General features: G+C 42.5%; 18 protein-coding genes. 13 read left to right on the top strand and 5 right to left on the bottom strand.

Annotated elements, in window-relative coordinates:
* Window positions 1-151: 151 nt before the first annotated feature.
* The 3 genes from DC094_RS22975 to DC094_RS20105 all read left to right on the top strand — a co-directional run bounded on the left by DC094_RS22975 (window position 152) and on the right by DC094_RS20105 (window position 4590).
* A complete protein-coding gene (locus DC094_RS22975) occupies window positions 152-838 on the top strand; it encodes a TVP38/TMEM64 family protein (RefSeq protein WP_339374138.1) in 687 nt (228 codons plus the stop codon).
* Complete coding sequence (locus DC094_RS20110) at window positions 835-2292, top strand: dihydrolipoyl dehydrogenase family protein (RefSeq protein ID WP_339374137.1); 1458 nt, start codon at window positions 835-837, stop codon at window positions 2290-2292. The genes DC094_RS22975 and DC094_RS20110 overlap by 4 nt, the downstream gene beginning before the upstream one ends.
* 717 nt (window positions 2293-3009) lie before the next feature.
* Window positions 3010-4590, top strand: coding sequence for a BCCT family transporter (locus DC094_RS20105; RefSeq protein WP_116688922.1), 1581 nt, complete (start codon window positions 3010-3012; stop codon window positions 4588-4590).
* Between the two features lie 45 nt (window positions 4591-4635).
* Here the strand turns inward: DC094_RS20105 and DC094_RS20100 are convergent, their stop codons facing one another.
* From DC094_RS20100 to DC094_RS20090, 3 genes are all read right to left on the bottom strand, one after another.
* Window positions 4636-5343 (bottom strand): 3'-5' exonuclease, encoded by a 708-nt coding sequence (locus tag DC094_RS20100; protein WP_116688921.1) that lies wholly within the window; start codon window positions 5341-5343, stop codon window positions 4636-4638.
* 3 nt (window positions 5344-5346) lie between these two features.
* Window positions 5347-7233 (bottom strand): DUF294 nucleotidyltransferase-like domain-containing protein, encoded by a 1887-nt coding sequence (locus DC094_RS20095; protein ID WP_241504096.1) that lies wholly within the window; start codon window positions 7231-7233, stop codon window positions 5347-5349.
* Window positions 7234-7430: 197 nt separating this feature from the next.
* Complete coding sequence (locus DC094_RS20090) at window positions 7431-8180, bottom strand: DUF547 domain-containing protein (RefSeq protein ID WP_116688919.1); 750 nt, start codon at window positions 8178-8180, stop codon at window positions 7431-7433.
* A 289-nt stretch (window positions 8181-8469) separates the two neighbouring features.
* Here DC094_RS20090 and DC094_RS20085 point away from each other — a divergent pair, with 289 nt between their 5' ends.
* From DC094_RS20085 to DC094_RS20055, 6 genes are all read left to right on the top strand, one after another.
* On the top strand, window positions 8470-8751 hold the full coding sequence (locus DC094_RS20085; RefSeq protein ID WP_116688944.1) for a peptidylprolyl isomerase: 282 nt from the start codon (window positions 8470-8472) through the stop codon (window positions 8749-8751).
* A gap of 153 nt (window positions 8752-8904) precedes the next feature.
* Entirely contained in the window at window positions 8905-9909 is a 1005-nt protein-coding gene (gene ansA / locus DC094_RS20080) for an asparaginase (RefSeq protein ID WP_116688918.1), read from the top strand.
* 146 nt (window positions 9910-10055) lie between these two features.
* Window positions 10056-11612, top strand: a complete 1557-nt coding sequence (locus tag DC094_RS20075; protein WP_116688917.1) for a methyl-accepting chemotaxis protein — start codon at window positions 10056-10058, stop codon at window positions 11610-11612.
* Between the two features lie 517 nt (window positions 11613-12129).
* Window positions 12130-12669 (top strand): hypothetical protein, encoded by a 540-nt coding sequence (locus tag DC094_RS20070; protein WP_116688916.1) that lies wholly within the window; start codon window positions 12130-12132, stop codon window positions 12667-12669.
* 541 nt (window positions 12670-13210) lie between these two features.
* Window positions 13211-14317: a transposase gene (locus DC094_RS20060; RefSeq protein WP_116688914.1), complete on the top strand. Its 1107-nt coding sequence runs from the start codon at window positions 13211-13213 to the stop codon at window positions 14315-14317.
* Between the two features lie 511 nt (window positions 14318-14828).
* Window positions 14829-17246, top strand: coding sequence for a helicase-related protein (locus tag DC094_RS20055; RefSeq protein WP_116688913.1), 2418 nt, complete (start codon window positions 14829-14831; stop codon window positions 17244-17246).
* A 32-nt stretch (window positions 17247-17278) separates the two neighbouring features.
* Here DC094_RS20055 and DC094_RS20050 read toward each other — a convergent pair whose 3' ends face one another.
* A complete protein-coding gene (locus DC094_RS20050) occupies window positions 17279-18253 on the bottom strand; it encodes a GlxA family transcriptional regulator (protein ID WP_116688912.1) in 975 nt (324 codons plus the stop codon).
* 133 nt (window positions 18254-18386) lie between these two features.
* On the opposite strand from DC094_RS20050, the gene DC094_RS20045 reads away from it, so the two are divergent.
* Both DC094_RS20045 and DC094_RS20040 read left to right on the top strand, forming a co-directional pair.
* Window positions 18387-18947, top strand: a complete 561-nt coding sequence (locus DC094_RS20045; RefSeq protein WP_116688911.1) for a cysteine hydrolase family protein — start codon at window positions 18387-18389, stop codon at window positions 18945-18947.
* A gap of 106 nt (window positions 18948-19053) precedes the next feature.
* A complete protein-coding gene (locus DC094_RS20040) occupies window positions 19054-19584 on the top strand; it encodes a class I SAM-dependent methyltransferase (protein WP_116688910.1) in 531 nt (176 codons plus the stop codon).
* A 43-nt stretch (window positions 19585-19627) separates the two neighbouring features.
* Here DC094_RS20040 and DC094_RS20035 read toward each other — a convergent pair whose 3' ends face one another.
* Window positions 19628-20506: a sulfurtransferase gene (locus DC094_RS20035; RefSeq protein ID WP_158527413.1), complete on the bottom strand. Its 879-nt coding sequence runs from the start codon at window positions 20504-20506 to the stop codon at window positions 19628-19630.
* Window positions 20507-20760: 254 nt separating this feature from the next.
* Here DC094_RS20035 and sstT point away from each other — a divergent pair, with 254 nt between their 5' ends.
* Window positions 20761-22011, top strand: a complete 1251-nt coding sequence (sstT, locus tag DC094_RS20030; protein ID WP_116688943.1) for a serine/threonine transporter SstT — start codon at window positions 20761-20763, stop codon at window positions 22009-22011.
* A gap of 89 nt (window positions 22012-22100) precedes the next feature.
* Window positions 22101-25541 carry a DEAD/DEAH box helicase gene (locus DC094_RS20025; protein ID WP_116688908.1) on the top strand — a complete coding sequence of 1147 codons (3441 nt, stop codon included), beginning with the start codon at window positions 22101-22103 and terminating at the stop codon, window positions 25539-25541.
* Window positions 25542-25679: the final 138 nt, after the last annotated feature.

The following is a 25679-nucleotide window of genomic DNA, read 5'->3' as shown; positions in this document are numbered from 1 at the left end:
GAATGCATTAAGCTCCCACAACCGGTTAGACCGTCAGCTGCTGAATGATATCGATGATGATTTGTGTATCGATTAATTGCAACTATGACAAAAATGACAGGTCATAGCAGGCATAGTGGTTATTTAAAAATTCCATTTTTTGGAGAGAAGAATGAGTCGGGGAAAAATAGTACTTCTTGTTGTGTTAGCAGCCATGATTGCCGCTTTCTTTATTTTTGATTTAGGCAGGTTCTTCAATCTGGAATATATCAAGAGCCAACAAGTTGCTTTGTCAGCATTTTATCAAGATAACACCTTGTTGACCGTCGGTGGTTATTTTGCAGTTTACCTTTTGGTGACTGCGCTTTCATTGCCGGGTGCGGCGATCATGACTTTGTTGGGTGGTGCGATTTTCGGTTTGTTATGGGGAACCGTGATCATCTCGTTTGCCTCTAGCATTGGTGCAACACTGGCATTTCTGGTTTCAAGATTTTTGTTGCGTGATTCGATTCAACAAAAATTTGGCAGTAATCTAGCATCCTTTAACAAGGGAATTGAGCAAGAAGGTGCATTTTACTTGTTCACCCTTCGATTGGTTCCAGCTGTACCATTTTTTGTGATTAATTTGGTGATGGGATTAACGCCAATAAAAGTTAGAACTTTTTATTGGGTCAGTCAGTTAGGTATGTTTGCCGGTACGATTGTTTTTGTAAATGCCGGTACCCAGTTAGCGCAGATTGATTCATTGAGTGGCATCTTGTCTCCTGGCCTGATTGCTTCATTTGTATTATTAGGCGCGTTCCCATTGTTGGCTAAAAAAGGCGTGGCCTTAGTCAAAGGAAAAAAGCAATCAGTATGAAAAATTATACAAAACCAAAAAAGTTTGATCGTAACATTATTGCGATTGGGGCAGGTTCGGCAGGTCTGGTCACTTCATATATTGCTGCTGCGGTGAAAGCCAAGGTCACGCTGATCGAAAAGAATAAAATGGGCGGAGACTGCCTGAATACCGGTTGCGTACCATCCAAAGCACTAATTCGTAGCGCCAAGATGGTTTCACATGCCAAGCGCTGCCAAGAATTTGGTATTGAAGCCTGTGATGTCAAAGTTGATTTTGCCAAGGTAATGGATCGGGTGCAGGCGGTTGTAAAAGAAATTGAGCCCCATGACTCAGTTGAACGTTACACCGAGCTGGGCGTTGAATGTATTCAGGGTGAAGCCAAGCTGATTTCACCTTGGGAAGTCGAAGTGAATGGGCAGGTGTTATCTGCCCGGGCGATTGTGATTGCTACCGGTGGCCGTCCGTTTGTTCCACCGATTCCTGGTTTACAAGAATCGGGTGTACTGACTTCGGATAATATTTGGGACTTGCGGGTTCAACCTAAGCGTCTTGCAGTGCTAGGTGGTGGTCCGATTGGTTGTGAATTGGCGCAAAGCTTTCAGCGTCTCGGCACCCAAGTGATTCAGATCGAGCTGGACTCTCGCTTAATGCCTCGTGAAGATGAGGATGCTTCCAGTTATGTTATGAGTAGCATGCGCAAAGATGGCGTTGATCTTCGTTTAGGTCACAAAGCGGTTAAGGTTTCAGTAGAAGATGGTAAAAAGCGAATCACTTGTGAGCATAATGGTCAGCTGGTAGAAATTGTTTGCGATGAAATTTTATGTGCCGTTGGCCGTAAAGCGCGTTTGCAGGGCTTTGGTTTAGATGACTTAGCAGTCAAAACTACCAAGTGGGGCACTATTGAAGTCAACGAGTTTTTACAAACTAATTATCCGAGTATTTATGCTTGTGGTGATGTTGCTGGTCCTTATCAATTCACTCATACCGCGGCGCATCAGGCTTGGTATGCTGCGGTAAATGGATTGTTTGACGGTTTCAAAAAATTCAAAGTCGATTATTCGGTTATTCCATGGTGTACCTTTACCGACCCAGAAGTTGCCAGAGTCGGTTTAAATGAGCAGGAAGCTAGAGATAAAGGCATCGCTTTCGAAGTCAGTAGTTTTGACCTAGAAGAATTAGACCGGGCGATTGCCGATAGTGAAAACCACGGTTTTGTAAAAGTACTTACGGTACCCGGAAAAGATAAAATTCTTGGTGTAACGATTACCGGTAATCACGCAGGTGATTTAATTGCTGAATACGTGTTAGCTATGAAACACGGAATTGGTATGAACAAAATTCTTGGCACGATACATATTTATCCAACAATGGCTGAAGCCAATAAATATGTTGCCGGTGAATGGAAACGGGCCAATGCGCCACAAGGCCTATTGAAGTGGGTTGAAAAATTCCATAACTGGCGTCGCGGCTAATTAACTGTGCGCTAATCGATGATTAGTTGTTTGACTTGATATATTTAAACGCCTGATGATTTCATCAGGCGTTTTTTTGTTATGTAAATAACAATATATAGTGCCGATAGGTTTGGTTTAAGTAATAGTTGGCGATTTACAAAGGTAGGTGCATCAGCAATTTGGTTCGACCAGCCAAGCTGATGGGGTGGTTTAGCTACCGCTGATATTTGAAAAGAGACCAGTTAAAGTGATTGATGCTCTGATTTTTTACTTTGAGCTCTAACTATGTTCAAATTTACTCATTCGCTTGCCCAAAAAACATGTGGGCTGAAATCCTCGAATCAAGCAATATCATCGATTTTAAGTCGGTTGGATTGCATTCAAAGAATTACTTATCAAGAAAATGGTGGGTGATTTCGTAGTTTATTCTGCGTTTCTGTTAGGGGCGTCTGTTAAATCTTAAGACCTCAAATAGGCATAACTGTCGTCGGCGGTCTGCGTAAATCTATGTTTTGAATCTATAGATTTGAATACGCTGTTGATTATGTTTTTATGCAGATGACCATTCGGAATTTTTATTTTGTGTTAAATCAGTTGCAAGCTAGAGCAAGAAAATCAAAGGATGTGGTTTTTAAAAATTAGCGTGTAAATATATTTCAATTCTTATTTTCATGACATTGTTAGTCATTTAAGGCAGTTTTAACTTGATGGCTGATACTTTCCCTGCGAGGAATTATGAGTTCAAAAGAACGTAGTTCTAAAAAATATAGTATAGACAGTACCGATTATATGATCGGCCAGGATAATGTTCAAAAGTGGGGTATTGATGTTCATCAGCCTGTTTTTGGCATTAGTGCTGGCTTGGTTGTTCTTTTTATTATTGTGGTGCTGTTATCTGACACCAGCGTTGCTAAAGCAACACTAGATGGCCTTAAGTGGGACATTATTAATTCGTTTGATGCGCTCTTTCTATGGGCAGGCAATTTCTTTGTCGTTTTCTGTATTGCTTTGTTTTTCTCGCCTTATGCCAAAATCCGCTTGGGTGGCAAAAATGCCAAACCTGAATATTCCAGAGCCTCATGGTTCGCCATGCTATTTGCCGCTGGAATGGGCATCGGCTTAATGTTTTGGTCAGTTGCTGAGCCAGCTGCTTATATGACGGGTTGGTATAAAACGCCATTAGGTGTTGAAGCGTTTACTCCAGAAGCAGCAAAACTAGCGATGGGTGCAACCATGTACCACTGGGGATTACACCCTTGGGCTATCTATGCAGTGGTTGCGTTGTCATTAGCATTCTTCACTTTCAATAAAGGGTTACCTTTATCGATTCGCTCGGTATTTTATCCTTTATTAGGCGATAAAGTGTGGGGCTGGCCTGGGCACATCATCGATATACTTGCAGTGCTGGCAACATTATTTGGCTTGGCAACTTCTCTTGGGTTGGGTGCGCAACAGGCTGCTAGTGGCATTCATCATGTATTTGGTGTCGAGAATGGTCTTGCATTGCAAATCATGGTTATCGTTGTCGTTACTTTACTGGCAGTTGTTTCTGTTTTAAGAGGCATGGACGGTGGTGTAAAGCTGCTTAGTAATATTAATATGTTGATTGCTATTGCTTTGTTAGTTTTTGTTTTTGCAGTCAGTTTTTCAACTTCACTGCCGAACATTGCAACGACGCTTTCTTCATATATTGAAAATATCATCCCATTAAGTAACCCACATGGCCGACCAGATGAAGCATGGTTCCAAGGTTGGACTGTATTTTATTGGGCGTGGTGGGTTTCATGGTCACCATTCGTTGGCATGTTCATCGCTAGAGTTTCTAAAGGGCGGACCATTAGAGAATTTTTAGCCGGTGTTTTATTTGTTCCTACATTTGTCACGTTAATTTGGATGTCGGTTTTTGGTGGGATTGCACTAGATCAAATCATTGAAAAAGTCGGTGTTTTGGGTCAAGAAGGCTTGACCGAAGTACCACTGGCGATGTTCCAAGCGTTTGATCAATTACCTGCAGGGCAACTGTTGTCGGTGATCGCGGTGCTTTTGGTAATGGTATTCTTTATTACCTCTTCAGATTCCGGATCGCTAGTAATTGATAGTATTACTGCTGGCGGAAAAATTGACACGCCAATGGCCCAGCGAGCTTTTTGGGCAAGTAGTGAGGGTGCGGTTGCTGCACTGTTACTATGGGTTGGTGGAACTGAAGCGATTCAAGCGTTGCAGGCCGGTGCTATTTCAACCGGATTGCCCTTTACCATTATACTGCTGCTAATGTGTGTCAGCCTGGTAATGGGACTGAGAACAGAAGAACATTAACCAAGCGTAAATAGTAGCGTGCTCCCGCTTATTAGCGGGAGCGTGTTAATCGTCATGCCATATTTTGCCGATTACTTGATGTTCTGGAAAGTGATGAACCGCTTGGGCTTGAAATAACTCGGCGGTGGCAATCGCATCGGTTAATGCATGGTGTGGTTGGTAGGTTGGCAAGTTGTAACGATGACGACATTCTTGCAACCGCAATGATTCTTGGGGCTGATTACGTTTAAGCCAGCGCCCAATTAAACCTTTGCGTTGTAACAGTGCTTGAGATTCGACTTCCATGGTGTCAATAACAGGAAAAGCGAGAGACTCTCCTACCAGCTCAAGTAGTGCGTGGGTTATAAAGTTTCTTTCTATTGCCCTGCAGTGCACCACGACAATTTTCCCCTCAAGTGCCTTTAAAAAGTCTTCTAAAATATCGTTAAAATCAGGTGCATCTTCTAACGCATTATGAGTAATGCCATGAATAATGACAGAATCATCCTGCATCGGTTGGCTGGGTTTTACCAACCATTCCATTGCCTCACTGATGAAAATTCTATCTAGAGTAAAAGGCACTAGCCCAATGCTGATGATTTCATTATTTACTGGATCTAAACCACTGGTTTCAAAATCCAGCGCCACCATTGAAAGCTGGTTTAAGGGTACATCGGCAGCAACAATTCCAGCGGCATAGTAATCTTTCAGCCGTTGGTCTGCGGCTGAAATTTGTAGCTTAGAAAACTGGCTATTCCATTGTTTTTTCTTCATGGGTTATAAGTTGTTCTTTTTGCTTGGATAACAGAATTTTAGATAGCTTTGAGATCGGTCAAGCACTTGAAACGCTTCTTTTAGATTTTTTCGTTCAAAGGTCGAAAGATTATCTGGCTCGATATTATTATCCGGCGTATCGCCCCGTTCAATATCGGCTGCTTGGTGTCGAATTCGCACCATAGAGATATATTCCAGCGCATCACTTAAATCTTGTGCCTTTCCCGAAGGTAGTACATTTGCTTTGGCTACATCATCTAGTCGTTCAAATGAATTTTGAATAGTCGAGCCAACCGCTAGGGCATGAACTCGAATAACATCGGTTAATGGCGCAGTACCACGGCGTTTAAGGTTGATCGATTTTTTATGTTGGCCGTCTTGTTCCATAACAAAGCCTTTAAAAAAACCGAGTGGCGGAGTTCGATTCAATGCGTTTCTTGCCAGATGACTGAGAAAACGTGGAGAGTTTCTGGTTTTTCTAGCAATAAATAATGATAAATGACGTGCCCATTTTTCTTGTCCCCAAACGCCATCTAGATCAAAAAATATCGAGCTATGCAATAGAGCTTTGGGCGATGGTTTTTCAATCCAGTCAGTAAATAAATCTCGCCACTGCTGAAGTGTTAGGCGCCACTCAGGGTTGCTGGCCATTATGTCACCAGTACAATAGCAATAACCGCATTTATCTAATCCATCACAAACCAGTTGCGATAATTGATCAAAGTATTCGCCGTGCAGTTCTTCTTGGTAGCTATTATCAAGAATAATTGCGTTGTCTTGGTCAGTGACAATCAACTGTTCATCTCTGGCCATTGCGCCCAATGCCATAAAGCAATAAGGGATCGGTGGCGCGCCTAGTTGTTCTTCTGCCAATTCTAATAATCTTTGTTTAATTGCCCGGCCAATAACCGCCATCGCTGAACCGATCATATGGGAATTGGCATCTTCATTGACCATGCGTACAAATATATTAGGCAGTTGTTCCGAGAGTTTTGCTAGCTCTTCAATATTGGCTTGAGTGGCGATACTACGAACAAACAGCAAGCTGCTTTGCGATTCATGCTGAACAATATCGGTAAGAGAAATAACCGCGAGCGTATTATTGGTTCGAACGACTGGTAAGTGATGAACACCTTCACGGAGCATTTTTAAAGTGGCTTCATAAACATACGCGTTTTCATCTAATACCGTCAGGTCAGTGGTCATCACCTCGCCAACTTTGGTGTTGTAGGGTAATTGGTGCGCTAAAACTTTACTGCGTAAATCATGGTCGGTGACTATGCCGATGATTTGACTGTCTTGTTCCCATATTTCGGCATCATCTGGTTGCTCGTCGACAATCAAAACATAAGAGACACGTTCATCGGTCATTAGTTTTGAGAGCGTAACGATATCGGCTTCAGCTGATATGGTTACTGCATCGCGAGTGATTAGCGATTTAATTTTAACGGTGGTTAGGTCGTTGCTATCTGACTGATTAGATAATGTTTGCCGAAGTAACGTGCTGCCTTCCGATTCAAAGAAATCTGAAAAAACATCATAGTTATCACAATATTCATGATAAATACTTCTAGGGAAGCAATAAAGCAATGTGTCTTCCATTGCCCGAACCGGAAAACGCACCCGGCCATTCATCATTAATCCCATTTGGCCAAAAATATCGCCAGCATCTAGCCGATTATGTAAATCACCATTGCGGCGAAATACTTCAACAGAGCCACTGCGGATCACATATAAATCTTGAATCGGGTCGCCGTATTGAAGAATATCAGCTCCAGATCGAACGTAGCTAATCTCAGCGCTGCTGGCTAGTCGTTCTAAAGCTTCTTCAGATAAACCATCAAAAGGAGGGTAGCTTTTTAAAAATCTTGAAATCTCAACCAGCTGCATGGCAATGCTAAACCTTTAATTATCTAATAAAATCAGGCTATTGATAGCTATAAGAGAACGATTAAATAGCCTCTTTACTATCGATTAACTTTGCCTGTTTAACTTCTGTCGAAGACCCATCAGGGTATCAGTATAAAATGCATGAGTATCTCTAGTTATGAGATAACTCATGCATTGAGTACTAAGCAGTAGCAAGGCTAGTTCCCGTTATGTTTCCAGTTATATTTTAAGTTACTTACCAGTCGAGACTCTTTTTCAAGTGGTCGATATTGTTTGATAAATTGCAGAACACCAGTTTTTTTGAAGTCTTCTTCGAACCAATCAAAAATCTTCGAAGGCGTAACTTTTAAACCGTTAACCTTTACGCCTTTTAAGTTGTTCGCAACAAAACTTTTGGTTTGATCATCTAATTGATTTTCCAGTTTAATGGCCGTGTATGCCTCAGGTCTTAAATCTGGGCAGCTAATTGAAGCGCAAACAATCGCCATATGCACTCTTGGGTCGCCCATTGGACGAAGAATTTTGTGTTCAATTTGATCCAGAGTGACTGACTTGCCACCGAGCGTACCAATGGTTTTTTTCCAAACAGGGCTGAAGAAATTACCAATGTCGCGAATGCTATCAACCGGCCAGTTGCTAACCATCATTTTCAGCGTCAGTAAGTTGTAAGCATTAATGTAGAAAGCTTGTTTTTCAGCGGGCGTTTTAAGGTTTTCTAGTGGATATTGTTGTAACTGGTCGAGCGCTTGCTGATATTTGGGATCTTTAGCGATTGCCGAGTAATCAACAAGGTTCAGTTTAATCCCATCTTTTGTGCCGCTAGTAATGTGCTGCTTCAGCAATTGATCATAGATTTGCCAATCTAGCTCTGCTGCTTGTAATAAGTTAGGTAGCAACAGAGAAGAAATCAGAATCATGCGATTAAGCAGTCGAGTGAATGGTTTCATGTAGCGCCTATATGGGTGTATGAACAGATTATTTGATATAGAACATAACAGATAGTTTGGCCCGCTTGCAGCAAACAAACGGTTAACTGGTGCCTCAAGAGCGCTGGATTAGCTAGATCTGGCGATCATTGTTCTATTGCTGGTAAAAAAAATTACCTAACCAGAATGGCTTGCGAATATCGACACTTTCAACCGTCAATTGTTGCAGCCAAACAGAAGCAAAAGTGAGATTGATCGGCTATTATCGGCTGACGACTCAATCATATTACCTACCAACGGAAGCGATACTATGGCAAATGCTAGCGCACGTCACATTTTGGTTACCACTGAAGAAACATGTCAAGACTTGAAAAGTCAAATTGAAGGTGGTGCTGATTTTGCCGAATTGGCAAAAGAGCATTCCCAGTGTCCATCGGGCCGTCAAGGCGGTGACTTGGGCGAATTCGGACCAGGAATGATGGTTCCTGAGTTTGATGAAGTTGTCTTCTCTGCTCCAGTGAAAACAGTTCAGGGCCCAGTGAAGACTCAGTTTGGCTTTCACTTGTTAGAAGTGACTAGCCGCACTGACTAATCAGGTTGAGGATTACTTGATTATTGTTAGCAATCTTCTTTTTTAGATTGTTAAAATGGCCGCAAAACGCGGCCATTTTTGATGCGTCTAAAAAATCAGTTAACTAACTAAATCGTTATTAGAAGTAAATTACAGCGAAATTCAGAGGGAAATATGAATAAAGTTTTGGTGATTTATACTGGCGGAACAATTGGCATGCAGCCGACTGATCGAGGATATGCGCCTGCAGGCAATATGCTTGAATTAATTAATCAAAAAATCCCTGCTGCATCGTTATCTGATTTGCCTCAATTTGAACTGTTGGAATACCAGACGCTGATTGACTCCAGTAATATTCAGCCAGAAAACTGGGCCCAGATAGCGACTGATATTTCAAAAAACTACGCTCAATATGATGGTTTTGTAGTGCTGCACGGCACCGATACCATGGCTTACACCGCTTCAATGCTGTCATTTATGCTGCAAGGTCTGAGCAAACCGGTAATTGTTACTGGCTCGCAAATACCACTATGCCGGAGTCGAACCGATGCGGTTGAAAATATTGTCGGTGCATTAACCTTGGCAGCAAATGACCAAATTGCCGAAGTCTGCCTTTATTTTAATGGTCGAGTATTACGTGGTAATCGAGCCAGAAAATTAAATGCATGGCATATGGATGCATTCGATAGCCCTAACTTTGGTTGGTTAGGCAGGCTAGATATTAAATTACAACTCAATGCTACTTTGCTAAAAGCCTCCGATAAGCCCCAGTTTGATTTAACTTGCCAGCCTGAGCCTTTAGCAATGCTATTGCCATTATTTCCGGGTATTTCTCCGCAGTGGATTCTTAAAGCAGCTGATATGCCAGCTAAAGCAATCATCTTACATACTTACGGCGCAGGAAATGGACCGGAATCTTCAGAATTTCTAGCAGCATTAAAATCTTTGACCGATCAAGGCAAGTTGATTGTTAATCTGACCCAGTGTTTAAAAGGCGCTGTGGTTCAAGATAGCTATGCCGCAGGTACTGCTTTAGCCGAAGTAGGCGTCATTTCTGGTGGAGATATGACACCAGAAGCAGCGTTTTGCAAATTACATTTTTTGTTCTCCCAAGGTTTAACTAGAGAGCAGGTCATTGAAATGATGCGAACCAACCTGGTAGGTGAAATTAGCCTGTAGTGCTGGCACGCTATGTTTATTTGTGTGACACCTTAAATGTCATAACAAATTGATAACCCACAAAGCCATCTTGTTGATCTATATCACTCAAGCTTTTACTGCTCGAGTCGATAGCAACTATAACATCGTACTCGAGAGCATTTGGCATGAAAAAAAACCTGCCAGTTACCCAAAAAGAAGTCCTATTCGGTGAAGATGATTTATTGATCTCAACGACCGATCTAAAGGGCCGGGTCACCTTTGCTAATGAACACTTTTGTCGCATTTGCGGATTCTCCCAGGAAGAATTAATCGGCGCAGCACATAATATTGTGCGCCATCCTGATATCCCACCGGTGGTTTTTTCCAACATGTGGAGTGAGCTTAAAGCCGGCCGCTCTTGGTTAGGCGTGGTTAAAAACCGTTGTAAAAATGGTGATCATTATTGGGTCAATGCCTATGTGACGCCTATTTTGGAGCATGGCCGGGTAATTGGTTATCAATCAGTTCGCTGCGTCGCAACCGAAGATGAAAAGATTAGGGCAGAAAAATTCTACGAAATGATGTGGAATCCGCCAAAAACTTTTGGTTTAAGAGGGGTTTCTTTACAAGCAAAAATTTCTTCATTAATTATTGTTGCAGGTTTTGCGCCTCTAGCCGGATTCTGGTTAGGAAGTGGTGAGTTATTGCCGGTATTGCTTACCAGTTTTGTTAGCGTGATTGCAGCAGCTAGCCTAGCCAATATTGCGTTTGCGCCGATGCGCAAATATGAAAAATCAGCAATGGAATTGGTAAATAATCCTGCGTTGAACCTTTTATATTTTGGCCGTAATGATGAGCCAGCAAGAATGCGCATGGCCAATCAAATGTTAACTGCCAAGGTCAGAACCTTGTTTGGTCGCGTTGCCAATGAAGTCACGTCGTTAAATCAGCTGACCAGTGAAACATGCAAAATTGCCGATGAAACTAATCAAAACCTTGCTGCACAAAGCAAAGAGCTGACCAATATTCATGTGGCATTTAGCCAGAACTCTGTGGCAATTCGTGAGATCGCAGCCAGCGCGGGTGAAACTTCAGGCGCGACCCACGCAGCACGAACTGAAACCATGCAAGGCCGGGAAATTGTTGAAACCACGGTCAGTGGTATTAATCAGCTAGCCGATACCATGATCGAGGCATCGCAAAAAGTTGAAGGTTTGCGTAATGCATCGCGTGAAATTGGTAATGTTCTGCAAGTGATTACTTCAATTGCCGAACAAACTAATTTATTGGCATTAAACGCTGCAATTGAAGCGGCGCGTGCCGGTGAGCAAGGCCGAGGTTTTGCAGTGGTGGCCGACGAAGTTCGCGTATTGGCAACCCGCACTCAAACTTCTACTGAAGAAATTCGCCAAACCATTAATAAATTGCAAGAAGAATCCGAACACGCAATGCACGCGATGCAACATGGTGCTGGCATGGCATCAGAAAGTGTCGAGCATGTATCTAAAGCGGGCGATGCCTTGCAAGGTATTGATAAAGCAGTGGCTCAAATTAGTGAAATGAGTGAGCGAATTGCCACCGCTGCAGAAGAACAAAGTGCAATTTCTGAAGAAATGAGCAGAAACCTAGCGCGGATTAACGATGCAGCAGGCGCGAATCAGGAATCAGCAGAATCAACGGCAACTGCCAGTGAAAAGCTTAACCAATCGGTGGGTTATCTAATGGAAACCATTAGCCGTTAAATTCGTTATTAAATGTCCGTTACCAGGCATTTTTATCGATAAGATGCGTCTGTGAATAGTCAAGCAAGCTATTACATAAATCGTCCTCTCTTTTCAGATGAAGGTTTGTAATGGCTTGCTTTACTTTATTGTAACTTCGAAAGAAATTGTTGGATCTATTGCCAATAGATTGCTTCAGTAGCATAAGCATAGTTAGCCTGACGAATCGCTTGCTATACCTGACGCTTCAAGCAACATAACTGTATATAAGTACAGTGCCGAAAATGTCAAACCTGGTGCACCAATTCGAGTATGTAAATCGAGCACCCTTAATAACTACTATATTTCAAATGTTTGGTTATATGTGCTAGTTAGTATCGGGCTAATCGGGCTAATCGGGTAGCTGAAGGTCTCTAGCCCTCAGCTCTTAAATAATCGCCAAAACATTCGCAGGCACTGGATCGCATTTTGCTACAGGCTCATTTGCTTATCGGTGTTGCTACAACGTTAAGTTGCGTCAGTTAAAGAGATTGAAGTTATGTTAAAGAACATTATTCTATTTATAATCATAGTTATATATAGCTCTTTGACTTTTTCAAATGAGAAGGTGAAGGTACATACTTATAAGAATAGTAAGGGCTTCACGTTTAGAAATTTTAGTTTTACGCTGACTCCTGAAAATACGGTATTAGCATCAGATGTTCGTCTGAGAAGAAAAGGTTATTCTCGTAATGCTTCTAACTATAGAAATGAGATATTGGATGAAAAAAGCATAAACTATATTGAATACGGTCAATTTCAGATATTTATTCCAAAGGAAAAATTTCCGTTAAAAAACAGTGCTGATTTTTTCGTCATAGCTAGAATGCCTCCAACTTTTTCAAGCGACCCTGCATATGATAAACATGTAAAGAAGAAAAAACAGCTTTATGAAAGAATTTCTAAAATAGTCAAAGAGAACACGGGTTCAGTAAAGGTAGTATTCGAATTTCCTCATAAAAATTCAGAAAAAATAGATGCCAACATTTATTTCAGAAGCTACAACGGCGCCTATATTGATAAAGTTGGTAAGCTGTAAAGCTGCTGTTTGACAGTCAAGCGTTAAAATTTACAGCGGTTATGTAATTAGGTATCCTCAGCTATCACAACACCCTGCAGGCGGATTCGTACAAAAAAACAAGCGCCAGCCACAGTTTTAACCCATTCATGCCGCTAAAGATAAAAAATATTGATTCACGATAAGCGAGTAATAAAAATTATTGGTTTCCTAGTAGTGTTTTTTTGATATCTTGAGCTGGTAGCAGCTTCTGAGCGAGATGTTGCTACCATCAAAATAATATATTTTGAATGCCTCTAATGCGCTGGGGCTTTGGGTGGTAGCAATTTTATTGGTAGCAATTTTACTGTTTTGACTTGGAAAAACCATTCTCTTGATGCTCATTTTTATTGAATGGGTTTCAGTCAGAAACTTTAAATCAGACAAACAATGACGCCACCCAAGATATTTTTTATACCCACCAAAAAATATTCAATTTCTCATGCGGTTGTAACTGGTTTAATCTCCTACAACCGTTGAAGTTTGCAGGAGCGGCACTTGAAAAAGTTGTCTTTTTAACACCATGCCGGCACCCAGAGCCATTCTCTATGACCCAAAAGAAAATCCGTTTCTACATGTAGTAAGTCGCTGCGTACGCCGTGGGTGGCTATGCGGTGAAGATCCAACACTACTCAAAAAGCACCGTAAAAATTACGACCACCGCCGCCAGTGGATTGTCGACCGAATTGACCGACTCAGCCAAGCGTTCGCCGTCGATATTGCAGCTTACGCCGTGATGTCCAACCACTATCATCTGGTGGTGTATGTAGATGTGGAGCGCGCGAAAAATTGGAATATCAAGCAGGTGTTGTTGCAATACTGCAAGGTATTCGAAGCACATCCATGGGTTAAAGATTATCTTGATCCTGACAAATTTCACGCGCTGACTCAAATACAAATTCAATGGGTTGAAGAAACAGCTGATACTATTTACCGCGAGCGATTATATTCCATTAGCTGGTTTATGCGCTCAATTAATGAGCCGTTAGCACGTATGGCAAACGCTGAAGACCAATGTAGTGGTCGATTCTGGGAAGGCCGCTTTAAAGCACAAGCCCTTTTGGATGAGCAGGCCTTGCTCACCTGCATGGCCTATGTCGACCTGAATCCGCTTCGCGCCGGTATTGCACAAACGCCAGAAACATCGGATTACACTTCAGTGCAAGCTCGGGTCGAAACTGAATTACCCGTCAATAATCATCGTAGAAAGAAAAGTCGAAAAACAAATAATCAGCGTCGCTACGATTATAATTTCGCCCGATTAAAACCTTTTGTTAATAGCAAAACCAAATCTAGCATTAATATCAAAGATAAAATTCATCCGCTGCCATTTAAATTAAAGGATTATTTAGAATTGGTTGATGCCAGCGCTCGCATGGCACGAACGAACAAAAAACATTACATGGATAATAGTTTGCCGCCAATTTTTGAACGATTACAAATTGAGACTGATGCACGCTGGTGGGCATCTGCCATGAGCGGTCGCAGCACTGTGATGGCCAGTGCGCGACAGTTTGCCCACGCAATGGGTAATGCGCTGAACCTCAAACAATTTCGTGATCGAGTCAAGCAACAAACCGAGGCTTGGCGACAGCAAGCACAAGCACTTGGGAAACAACCACCCTCTTGATAGTCGTTTTGATTGAGTGGGTTTAAATCTAGAATCTTTAAAATCAGATGTAATTTAAATAACCGGAGCTAATCTGGTTTTCGTCGTGGCATCAATTCAGTATAATCGCATTCGAAACGAAGAAAGCGGTTGCCGCAATCGCGTCGAATGCCAGCTTTTTCAGTTAGCCTAGTCATTAGATTTCTTGATTAGGATATAGTTAAGTTTATGGGTGGCATGATGTTTTGTGATGTTTTGTTTTTTCTGCCTGACGAATCAGGCTATCCAAAAGGAAATTCTCCCGAAAGAAGGAATAGCATTTAAATAAAAAGCATGCTGTTCACAATACTTTCAATGCTTACGAAAAAACGCGAGGTTTAAATTATCAGCTGTTTGTAAAATACCCATTTCCTCGCAGCCCTAATAATGCAAGCTGTTTCAAGGAATATCGAGCGATGCGCCATCACTTGCTTCAGCCCTTCATTGCAACGACAATAGCAAACCGATAATTGCCTCAGGTCTTGCTTGTTTCATGCCTTCAGTTTCTCTTCCGATTGATTCGGTTAAAGCCGAGTTTCTTGAAAAAATCTCATTAAATCATCTGGTAGTCGCTGCAGAAACTGGCTCGGGTAAGTCTACTCGCTTACCGTTATGGGCTGCTGCGCTGGGGCAAAAAGTGTTGGTGGTTCAGCCGCGTCGGCTGGCTTGTGTCGCACTGGCGGAGTTTTTGTCAAAAACCGTGAATGCTGCGGTGGGTGACAAGATTGGTTATGCGATTCGTTTCGAGCAGAAAATCACCGCCAATACGGAAGTGGTTTTTGTCACTCCGGGGGTGGCGCTACGCTGGCAGATGAAGGGTGAGCTGAAGCAATTTGATACGGTAATTCTGGATGAGTTTCATGAGCGGTGTATTGATACCGACTTGTTGTTGGCACTGTTAAAAAAAGAACAGCGCTGTCGGTTGATTGTGACCTCGGCGACTTTGTCAGCAGCTAGGCTGCAAGATTATTTATCGGCTGATTTAATTACCGCCAAAGGTCGGCAATACCCGGTGACTAGTCAGTATTTGGCGCAAGATAGCCGAGCCATGCCCGATTTAACCAGTCTGCGGCAAATGGTTTTTACTGCAATAGAAAAAGCACTGGAATTTAAAGATGGCAATGTTCTGGTTTTTTTACCCGGTCGTAAAGAAATTACTCAACTGCAGCAGCAATTAAATGCTCGCTATAAAGAACAAGTTTCTGTGATTCCGCTGTATGCCTCGGTTGATCCGGTCATGCGAATGGCGGCATTAAGCACACCAGCAACAGCTGATCTACCCAGAATCATTCTAGCGACCAATGTTGCTGAAACATCGCTGACGATTCCCGGCATTACCAGTGTGATTGATTGCGGTTTAGAGCGGCAAACACACCAGCGTAATGGCCGAACTGTATTGGGCTTGCAAGCGATTAGCCAAGCCAGTACTGAGCAGCGGAAAGGTCGGGCTGGTCGGACACAGCCCGGGCGAGTATTTCGCTTGTGGGGTGAACATGCACCGCTGGCTGCCCATGGTTTGCCGGAAATATTGCGAGAAGAACTAGCAGAAATGATGCTAGCCAGCGCGTGTTGTGGTGAGTCTCTAGCCGAATTGCAATTTATTGATTCGCCGAAACCTAAACAGCTAGAAATGGCTGCATTACAGCTGCAACAAATGAATGCGCTTGATGACCAATCTAAGATTACTCAACATGGAAAAATCATTTTTCCATTGCCCATTGATAGCTTATTTGCCCATTTAATTTCGACGATGCCAACGCCAGAATTACAAGGCGCGATGGTCGATTTGGTCGCAGCTTTATCGGTTCAGCAGCGGCTGTGGCAACTGCCCAAAGAGCAACATCAATTACAAGTTCTGCAACAGTGGCAGCCTCATAGCTGCGATGCGACCACGCTGATTTTATTATTACGTAGCGATGGTAAGTTAATTCCAGATGAAGCCAATGCCGATTTAACCGCGATTAAAGAAGCTCGGTTGCTTGCGAGGCAAATCCGTCAGCAGCTTGCTTTACCAGCGATTCCTAAAACACTCGATTTTGATCGGCAGCAATGGCTAAATGCAGTGATTAAGGCTAAACCGGAATTATGCTTTGTTCGGCGGACTAAAAGACGCCAAGCGCTGGGTAATGGTTATTGCGAAGTATCACCCGCTAGAGAGTCGCGCTTTGCCGAAACCGATGAGGCGGCGATTGTTTTTGATGACTTTGCGATTGCTGGTAAAGGCACTCGGCAAGCTTTGACGATTGCCAGTTGCATGGCATCGGTGACATTGAAGCAATTATCTCAAGCCGATGTCGGCGAAATTGCGCCAGGTAATGCCAGTCTTGAAAAAGGAAAATTGTGGTTAAAGGTTGATCGATTATTGGCCAATCGAATTATTGAACAAAGCCTGATTGAGCCTAAAGGTGTTTTGGCTCGACAAGCACTTTTGCAGTTAATACAGCGCAATAAACTATTGCCGGGTTTGTTTGATCAGTTACAAATAGATATTGCTGGCTGGCAATTATGGCGAGCCATCGATAGTGATGATTTTCCCAAATTGGATGCTCCATTAATTAATGATCATTTGTTGCCATTAGAAATCGCCGAAGCCGCCCAGAGTTGGTTGTTAGGTCAGCTAGTTGATTTGGAAATTGAATCGCTTGAAGATTTACGGTTATTTGATTCGGCTGATTTTGTTTTCCCGGGGATTACCAATTGGCAACAAGAAAAATTCCAACAAAATTATCCGTTAAGGTTGGTGCTGGCCGAGTTGCAATTAAAAGTTAGTTATCAGATAGTAACCAAAACAGTTGTTATTGAAAAAATTACCGGTAGCCGAAAAAAAGACCCTGCTAGATGGGAGTTACCCAAGTGGATTGGCTGGAAAATTCATTATCGGCAGGCGAGTCGCTTGGTTGTAATTAAGTAATTGAAGTTGTTTAGGAGAGCCTGTAGATACACCTAACTTTTAACAAATCTAGCTTTGAATTCTCCCGGTGTTAACCCAATAATTTTTTGAAAAATTTTACGGAAAGAAGAACTGTCTTGATAGCCGACTTGAAGTGCAATTTGTTCAATTGCCTCGCTACTATTTTCAATTAAATCGCACGCTTTTTGTACTCTGACTCTTTGTAAGTAAGCCAGAGGCGTGAGGGTAGTTGCTTTGCTGAATCGTCGAAGTAATGTTCGTTCAGTGGTATGAAAAATGCTGGCTAGTTCACTGATTAATATGGTGTTGTTGAAGTGTTTTTGTAAGTGGTGCTGAGCATTTAATACTAACTCGTCGCCATGAGTGAAAGAGGGGGTGAAGCTCTGATAGTACCGCTGCTGGCGGGCACCGGTATCGACAATCATAAATTTACCCAGTTGGCGCATGCAGGCTGATCCCGCAAACTGCGCAACCAGCTCTAGCCCAAGATCAAGCCACGACATTAATCCACCGGCAGTAATTAAATCACCATCATTGATTAATATCTGATTGGTATCGAGTTGGCACTGGGTAAACTTTTGTCGAAAAATATCAGCCAATCCCCAGTGGGTAGTTACTTGTCGCTGATCTGCTAACCCGCAAGCCGCGACAATAAATGCACCGGCGCAAGCCGAGCAGATAATGGAACCATTACTGTGAGCATCTCTTATGTAATCCAGCAGATTGTTTTCTGGTTGCAAGTAATAGCTTTCACCGATGCTAGGTGGAACGACTAATGCTGATAAAGGTGTCGATCGTGAATAGTTGGCTTTAATAAACGGATTTGCAATGTGTGATGAATTGACAAATTCACATGAAAATACCACCGGATGGCTAAAACGGTTCGCCATTTGGAACAGCTCATCTAGGCCGCTAACGGCCGATTGCATTGCTTGCGGATAATTGACTATTTGTATCACGACCTGATGAGTTGTCTCGTCAATTACGGATGCTTTTACAGATGTCATTTGTCTGTTATGACCTTAAATGTGTCAAATATGACAGCAGTATAGATTGCCGCTGTGATCAATAATAGTCCGCAGATCAGCCGCACTGCTTGCGAAGCATGAAGCTGGAAATTGTTGATTTTTGGAGTGAGACATGAAACGTCAGGCATTGTTAGTTATTGATTTACAGAATGATTACTACCCATCAGGCAAGTGGCCGCTGCATAAAATTGAACAAGCAACAGAAAATACTCAGCAGCTATTGAGTCAATTTCGTTCGTCAAATCAGCCGGTTATTCATGTTTACCATGAGTTTGAATCAGATGATGCACCATTTTTTACCATCGGCTCCCAAGGTGCAGAAATTCATCATCAAGTAAAACCGATTGCAGGAGAGGATGTTGTTAGGAAAACTACTGTAAATGCATTCTTAAACACCAACTTGCAACAAATTTTGCAGCAAAAGAATATTGAAGAGCTAGTCATTGTTGGTGCGATGAGCCATATGTGTATTGATGCGGCCGTTAGAGCGGCATCTGATTTTGGTTTCTCTTGCATTGTTCCTCAAGATGCTTGTGCCAGCCGTGATTTAGAAATTAATGGCCAAGTAGTTGCAGCTGAGCAAGTTCATAATGCTTATATGGCGGCATTAGGTTTTGCTTATGCAGAAGTAACGGATACTGAGCAACTGTTGCACAAGCTAAAAGCTGCTTGAAATATTAAGTATTGAAAATCATGCCAGAGCTATAAAGCGCTGGCATGATTTTGAATTAATCGCAGGTTGTATGAATAACCAGTTAAATTAATAGCAGAGAAGGTAGATGGCAAAGAATAAAGTAATCGCAGGCAGAGTATTGGGGAAGGTGCATTATATTCATCGCTCTGCATTAACTTGTTTAACCGCAGATCAGCAGCAGGCGATTAGTCAAGCAGAGCAGCTAGTCAAAGAAAATGATCAAGTTCCAGCAGAGTGGGTTGAAAACTGGAATCTGGCAAAAGTAGCGACTGACCTTTCGCAAGTTTCACTGTTGGTATATCAAGATTTCAAGCAGCATTTATTCCCTTGTTTACAGCATGCTATGATTGTTTCGTTAAGTCAGCCACCGATAAAACCACTGAAACTGATCGATTATAGCCAAAGAGAAAATCCGCCGGTGTTACATCGCCAAGAGCTGATGTTAATGCCAGATGACCCAAGACGAGCTCAATTGGCTGAAGTGACTCACTTTTGTGAAAGCAATGGTTTGTTTGAACAAGCGTCTTATATTGGTACCTGGAAAAAATGGCTCGAACGATTACAGAATCGCGGGTATCAGATCAAAAAATTTACAATTGAAAAAATACCGGAGTAATCAAAATAGACTATTCCGATATTTTGCATTTTATATTTGAGAATTAAGATGTTTCAATCGGCGTATTTTCAATTTTGGTCCATTGACTCCACGAGCCATTATACAATTTAGGCATTGGTAGACCGGCAATTTGACTGGCTAAAATGTTATGGCAAGCAGTTACGCCAGAGCCACAATAAAATACTGCTGTTTTTTCACTATCAAGCAATTGATTAAAGGCAGTGCTTAGATCTTCAGCTGTTTTAAATAAACCATCTTGATCGAGATTGTCTGGAAAGGGGCGATTTTTGGCGCCAGGAATATGACCGGCAATTGGCCCCAGTGGTTCGACTTCACCCCGATAGCGTTCAGCGGTTCGGGCATCAACCAGCAGTAATTCATTTTGCTGATTTTCAATTTGCTGCAATATCTGCGGCATCTCGACCAGCATGGTGTCATCGGGCGATACACCTGCGCAATTGCTACGAATAATGGTTGGAATTTTATTATCCAGCGGATAATTACAGGCTTGCCACTGCTTTAACCCACCTTCCAGCACGCGAACATTGTCTATTCCGTAATGTTTTAAAAGCCACCAAGCTCTGGCTGCGGCCATTGCACAACTGCTGTGATCATAAACCACTACTGAACTGTATTGGTCGATGCCCCAGCTTTGCAGCTTTTCAATAAATTGCTTTGGCGCTGGCAGAGGGTGGCGACCTAATTTTCCATCGCCAATTGGTGCAGAGAGATCTAAATCGAGGTGTGCATAGCGAGCACCAGGAATGTGATTTTTCTGATACTCAGCAATATTGGCTTGAGGCTCAGCAAGATCAAAGCGGCAATCAATAATCACCAGTCCAGCATGTCCCAATTGAGCCAATAGCTCGCTACAGGAGATTAGTGGAGAAGTCTTGATAGAAATATCTTGAGAAGTTGTCATATGCCTGTGGAATAGGTGGCGAGCAATAGCTCTATTCAGGCGCAAAGACTGCATGAGATCAAGTCTTCGGTAACAAAAAAGATGTTAATGGCTAGACAAAAGATGTGACAGGCTAGACGTGAGTCAGGGTTATCGTTTAACAGCTCAGGTATTTTTAATCGGAATCTGTGAACAATTATGCAGATCTAGATCCCTGCAGCGAGATGTTGCTGCTGAACAGGGCTAAAGAAAATTATTACGGGTGTGCCTATAAAATGTCTAATGCATCAATAAGTGAACGAATGTTCAAGGGAAATCTGGTTTTGCAGATACTGGTTGGCATCATTGCAGGTCTAGCACTTGCGATGATTTCTCCAGAAACCGCAAAATCTTTCGGGCTTTTGGGAAGCCTGTTTGTTAAAGCTTTGAAAGCAGTCGCACCAATTTTGGTATTTGTATTAGTTGCTTCGGCAATTGCTAACCAAAAAGCTGGCCAACAAACCCATATGAAGCCAATTTTGAAGCTTTATATTGTCGGCACACTATCTGCTTCGTTCATTGCAGTTGCATTAAGCTTTGTATTTCCAACCGAATTAGCACTGACTACGGCAAATGTTACAACCACGCCTCCAGAAGGCATTACTCAAGTTCTGAGTAATTTATTATTCAATATCGTGGATAACCCAATTAGTGCTTTGATGAACGCAAACTTCATTGGCATTTTGGCTTGGGCGATTGCTCTGGGTGTTGCGCTACGTCATGGCTCGCAAGCGACCCGTGAAATGGTTGGCGATCTGGCACACAGCGTTTCTTCAATTGTGCGTTTGGTGATTCGTTTTGCGCCTATCGGTATTTTTGGTCTGGTGGCTAACACATTGGCTACCACTGGTATGGGTGCACTGCTGGGTTATGCCTCTTTGTTGTCGGTATTAATCGGCGCAATGCTATTAATGGCACTGGTCGTTAATCCAATTATCGTTTGGAGTCAGATCCGACGTAACCCATATCCACTGGTATTTACCTGCCTACGTGAAAGTGCGGTTACCGCATTCTTCACCCGTAGTTCAGCAGCCAATATTCCAGTTAACATGGGTCTGGCTAAGAAATTAAAACTGGACGAAGACACTTATTCAGTATCTATCCCACTGGGTGCAACGATTAACATGGCGGGTGCGGCAATCACGATTACCGTATTAACCATGGCGGCAGCTCATACTGTTGGCGTTGATGTTGATCTACCGACCGCATTACTGCTGAGCGTTATTGCTGCGGTATCTGCATGTGGTGCATCGGGTGTTGCTGGCGGTTCTTTGCTGTTAATTCCTTTGGCATGTGGCCTGTTTGGTATTCCAAGTGAAGTGGCAATGCAGGTCGTAGCGGTTGGATTTATCATCGGTGTATTGCAGGATTCTGCAGAAACGGCACTGAATAGTTCAACTGACGTATTGTTTACTGCAGCGGTTTGTCAGGCAGCAGCTAAAGCTTCAGAAAGCGTTGAAGTGGTTACCGAGAAAGCTGCCGCATAAAAACTAATGAGTTTTACGTTTTGAAAAAACCCGCTTCGGCGGGTTTTTTTGTATAATCTCCAGTCTGAGCTTCTAGTGTTTGATCGCCAATGCCTGCATTTTCTGGATCTACCTCTCAATTGATAAGTAAGCAACTGACGCAAAAGCTAATTGAGCATTTTGGTCAAAAAACCTATGCCCGTGCGCTGAACTATTTCTATCAGAATATGGTGATTAGTTGCTCGATGAGTCAGGGCGGTTATCACGTAAAAGTGTCCGGCCAGATCAAAGGTTCTGAATCCCAGATTTATCAAGCGAGCTTTAGCGATGAGTATTTATCTGGACGTTGTAGTTGTCCGGTGAGAATAAATTGCAAACACAGTTGTGTGCTATTGCTTCATTTAGCTGCTGAGCAGGGCAGTGATCTGGTTTTTCGATTTTTAAATAAGCAGCTAGATCAGACACCATTATTGCCAGATGAATTGCCAGATGATGATATTTTCGGCGAATCAGATCAGCCGGTTTTTGCTGGCTGGCAAGAAAAGCATGCTTTCGAGCGCTGGAGCAAATTATTACAACAAGCGGCTGACGGAAAAGATAATTCTCAGGCGGGCGCTGCGCAAAATACATCATCTGCTTTTGAGTTAATTCCAGGCTCAGTAAGAACGGGAAAGAAAGAATATCTGCTGTACATGTTAACGGAAGATTTTCCAGGCGACGGTTTGGGGTTAGCTTTAGCTTCCAGCCGAAAATTAAACAATGGCCAACATGGTAAAGCCAAGCCATTAAAAAGAATTAGCGATGGTTTATCTCCTTACTTAGTTTCTCCGTTTGATGAATCCGATCGAAAGTTTTTTCGCCAGATGTACCATGATGATATCTTGCAAATTTTAAAACCAGATCAACCGCCGCGATTATTAAATCGAAGCCCTGATGTGCTATTTGAAATAGCCGAGCAGGCGCGTTTGGTTTTAGATGCCGAGCATTACCCGCAGGTGACCTTTTCAGATCAATCGATTGAGCTTCATGTCGGTTGGTCTTGCGATGAACAGCAAAAGCAAACACCTTATTTTTGTGATGAGCTGAAAACTCAAATCATGATGGTGTTGACTGATCCGCCGTTGGGATTAACCCAAGTCGATGATCAATGCCTGCTCAGCAAAATACAGTTTAACTTCCCCCAAGAAATTTTTGATTTGTTGATGGAAGCGCCGGTGATTCCCCAGGCTTTTTTGCCACAAATTCGTCAGCAATTAAAACAGGCCGGGCTACCCCAAGAACAATTGCCGCCTGACTTGACTTATATTCGATCAGCCCCAAAACCGAAATTGATTTTAGATACGGTGGTGGCGATGCCGGGAATGCCGGTCGATATTGCTGCACGGGCCAAATTGCATTTTGTTTATGGTGATTTACAGACTCAAATTGAATTTTTGGGTTTGGCGGACCAACGCATCGAAGCTGAAATTGATGGTCGCTGCTATGTTCGCGCAAGCAATGAAGAGCAACGGGCAAAAGAATGGTTGTTGAAATTCATGCAAATGGTCGAACCGTCGCATTTGCAACAAGCTGATTATCAGACCGGTGACTTTATTGCGGCCGGTTTGCTTTATCCAAGGGCCGATCAAAAATGGTTGGAGTTTTTTGAGCAGGTTGTGCCGCAATTGCAAGACCAAGGTTGGCAAATTGAAGTGGCAGCCGATTTTCCTTATCAGCTGCTAGAAATTGACGATGATGCTTGGTATGGCAGTTTTTCTGAAGCTCAAGATAACTGGTTTGCCATGGAGCTAGGTTTTGAACTCAATGGTAAAAAAATTGATTTAATGCCGATATTGGCTAGTCAATTACAGTTTTTACCTTCGGCGGAACGACTGGCAACTATGGGTGATAAGCCAGTATCAGTTGCGCTAGGTAATCAACAATTTGCTAAATTACCAGCATCGAGAGTGCGCTTTTTAATTACCACTTTGTTGGAGCTATATGATCCGAGAGGTGTTGGTGTTTTGCCTTCACAGGCTTTGGTGGTCCATGAAGCTGCGCAAAGGTTTGGTCTGAATTTTTCTGGTGGAAAACGACTACAAGAAATAGCACAAAGCCTTAAAGATTTTAAGAAGCTTAAAAATGTTTCGGTACCGCGAACACTTAAAGCAAAATTGCGTGATTATCAGCAACAAGGTTTGAATTGGTTGCAGTTTTTACGTGAAATGGGTTTAAGTGGCCTATTAGCAGACGATATGGGTTTAGGTAAAACTGTTCAGACTTTGGCGCACATTTTAAAAGAAAAGCAACGATTAAAAGATACAATGCTACCGGTGTTAGTAGTAGCGCCCACCAGTCTCATGCATAACTGGCGCAGAGAAACAGAACGATTTGCGCCTTCGCTTAAAGTGTTGCTGCATCACGGAAGTGGCCGTGAAAGATCGCTAGAAAGTATTGCCCAATATGATTTAATTCTGACGACCTATGCCTTGGTCCAGCGAGATGCTGAACTTCTTAAACCGCAAAAGTGGCAAATGCTGATATTGGATGAATCGCAAGCGATTAAAAACCCACTTAGCAAAGCCGGTAAAGCGGTTCGTGAATTACAAACAGATTACCGAATTTGTTTAACTGGAACGCCAGTAGAAAATAATCTTCAAGAGTTATGGAGTCAGTTTGATTTCTTAATGCCTGGTTTTTTAGGTAATAAAAAAAGGTTCGCTCAGCTTTATCGTAAGCCAATAGAGAAAGATGCCGACTTTGCTACTCAGCAACGGTTGGTGCAACGAATCGCCCCCTTTATGTTACGTCGAACCAAAGATTTGGTTGCAACAGAATTGCCGCCGAAAACAGAAATGATTCGTGAAATTGAACTGATAGATAAGCAGCGAGATCTGTATGAAACCGTTCGCTCTGCGATGCAGTTGAAAGTCTTTCAAGAGGTTAAAAACAAAGGTTTGGCACAGAGTCAGATAATGATTCTGGATGCAATGCTAAAAATGCGTCAAGTGTGTTGTGATCCATCATTGGTTAAATTATCGGCAGCTGAAAATGTGCATCAATCTGCCAAGTTAGATGAATTAACTGAATTGCTGGAAGAGCTGCTAAGTGAAAATCGTAAGGTGCTTATTTTCTCACAATTCACCAGCATGCTAGCGATTATCGAGCGAGTACTTCATCGGCGAAAAATTGATTTTGTAAAAATTACCGGTCAAACCAAAGATCGAGATACACCGATACAGCAATTTCAAAATGGCTTAGCTTCGGTATTTTTAATCAGCCTTAAAGCAGGTGGAACCGGTTTAAACCTGACTGCTGCTGATACGGTGATTCATTACGACCCTTGGTGGAATCCTGCTGTGGAAGACCAAGCAACTGACCGAGCACATCGTATCGGTCAAGATAAACCGGTATTTGTTTATCGCTTGGTTGCCAAGGGTACCGTTGAAGAAAAAATGCAGGCAATGCAGCAACGCAAGCGGGCATTGGCAAGTGGGGTGTATTCAGCTGATGGTAAAAGTGCCAGCGCACTTACCGCGGAAGATTTAAAGGTATTATTTGAACCGATGTAACGATTAACAAAAAGATTGAATCAATGAACCTGAACCATTCCAAAATGCAGAATTTGAGGTGGTTCGGGCATAAAATATATCAAGTTCAAGCAAGCCGCTTATCGGTGGCTACACTTTCAAAGACGATAATCGATAGCG

Origin of the sequence: Pelagibaculum spongiae (genome assembly GCF_003097315.1) — a bacterium.
Classification (GTDB): Bacteria; Pseudomonadota; Gammaproteobacteria; order Enterobacterales; family Pelagibaculaceae; genus Pelagibaculum; species Pelagibaculum spongiae.
Note: the sequence above shows the minus strand (reverse complement) of the source record. Positions and strands in the feature narration are given on the sequence as shown.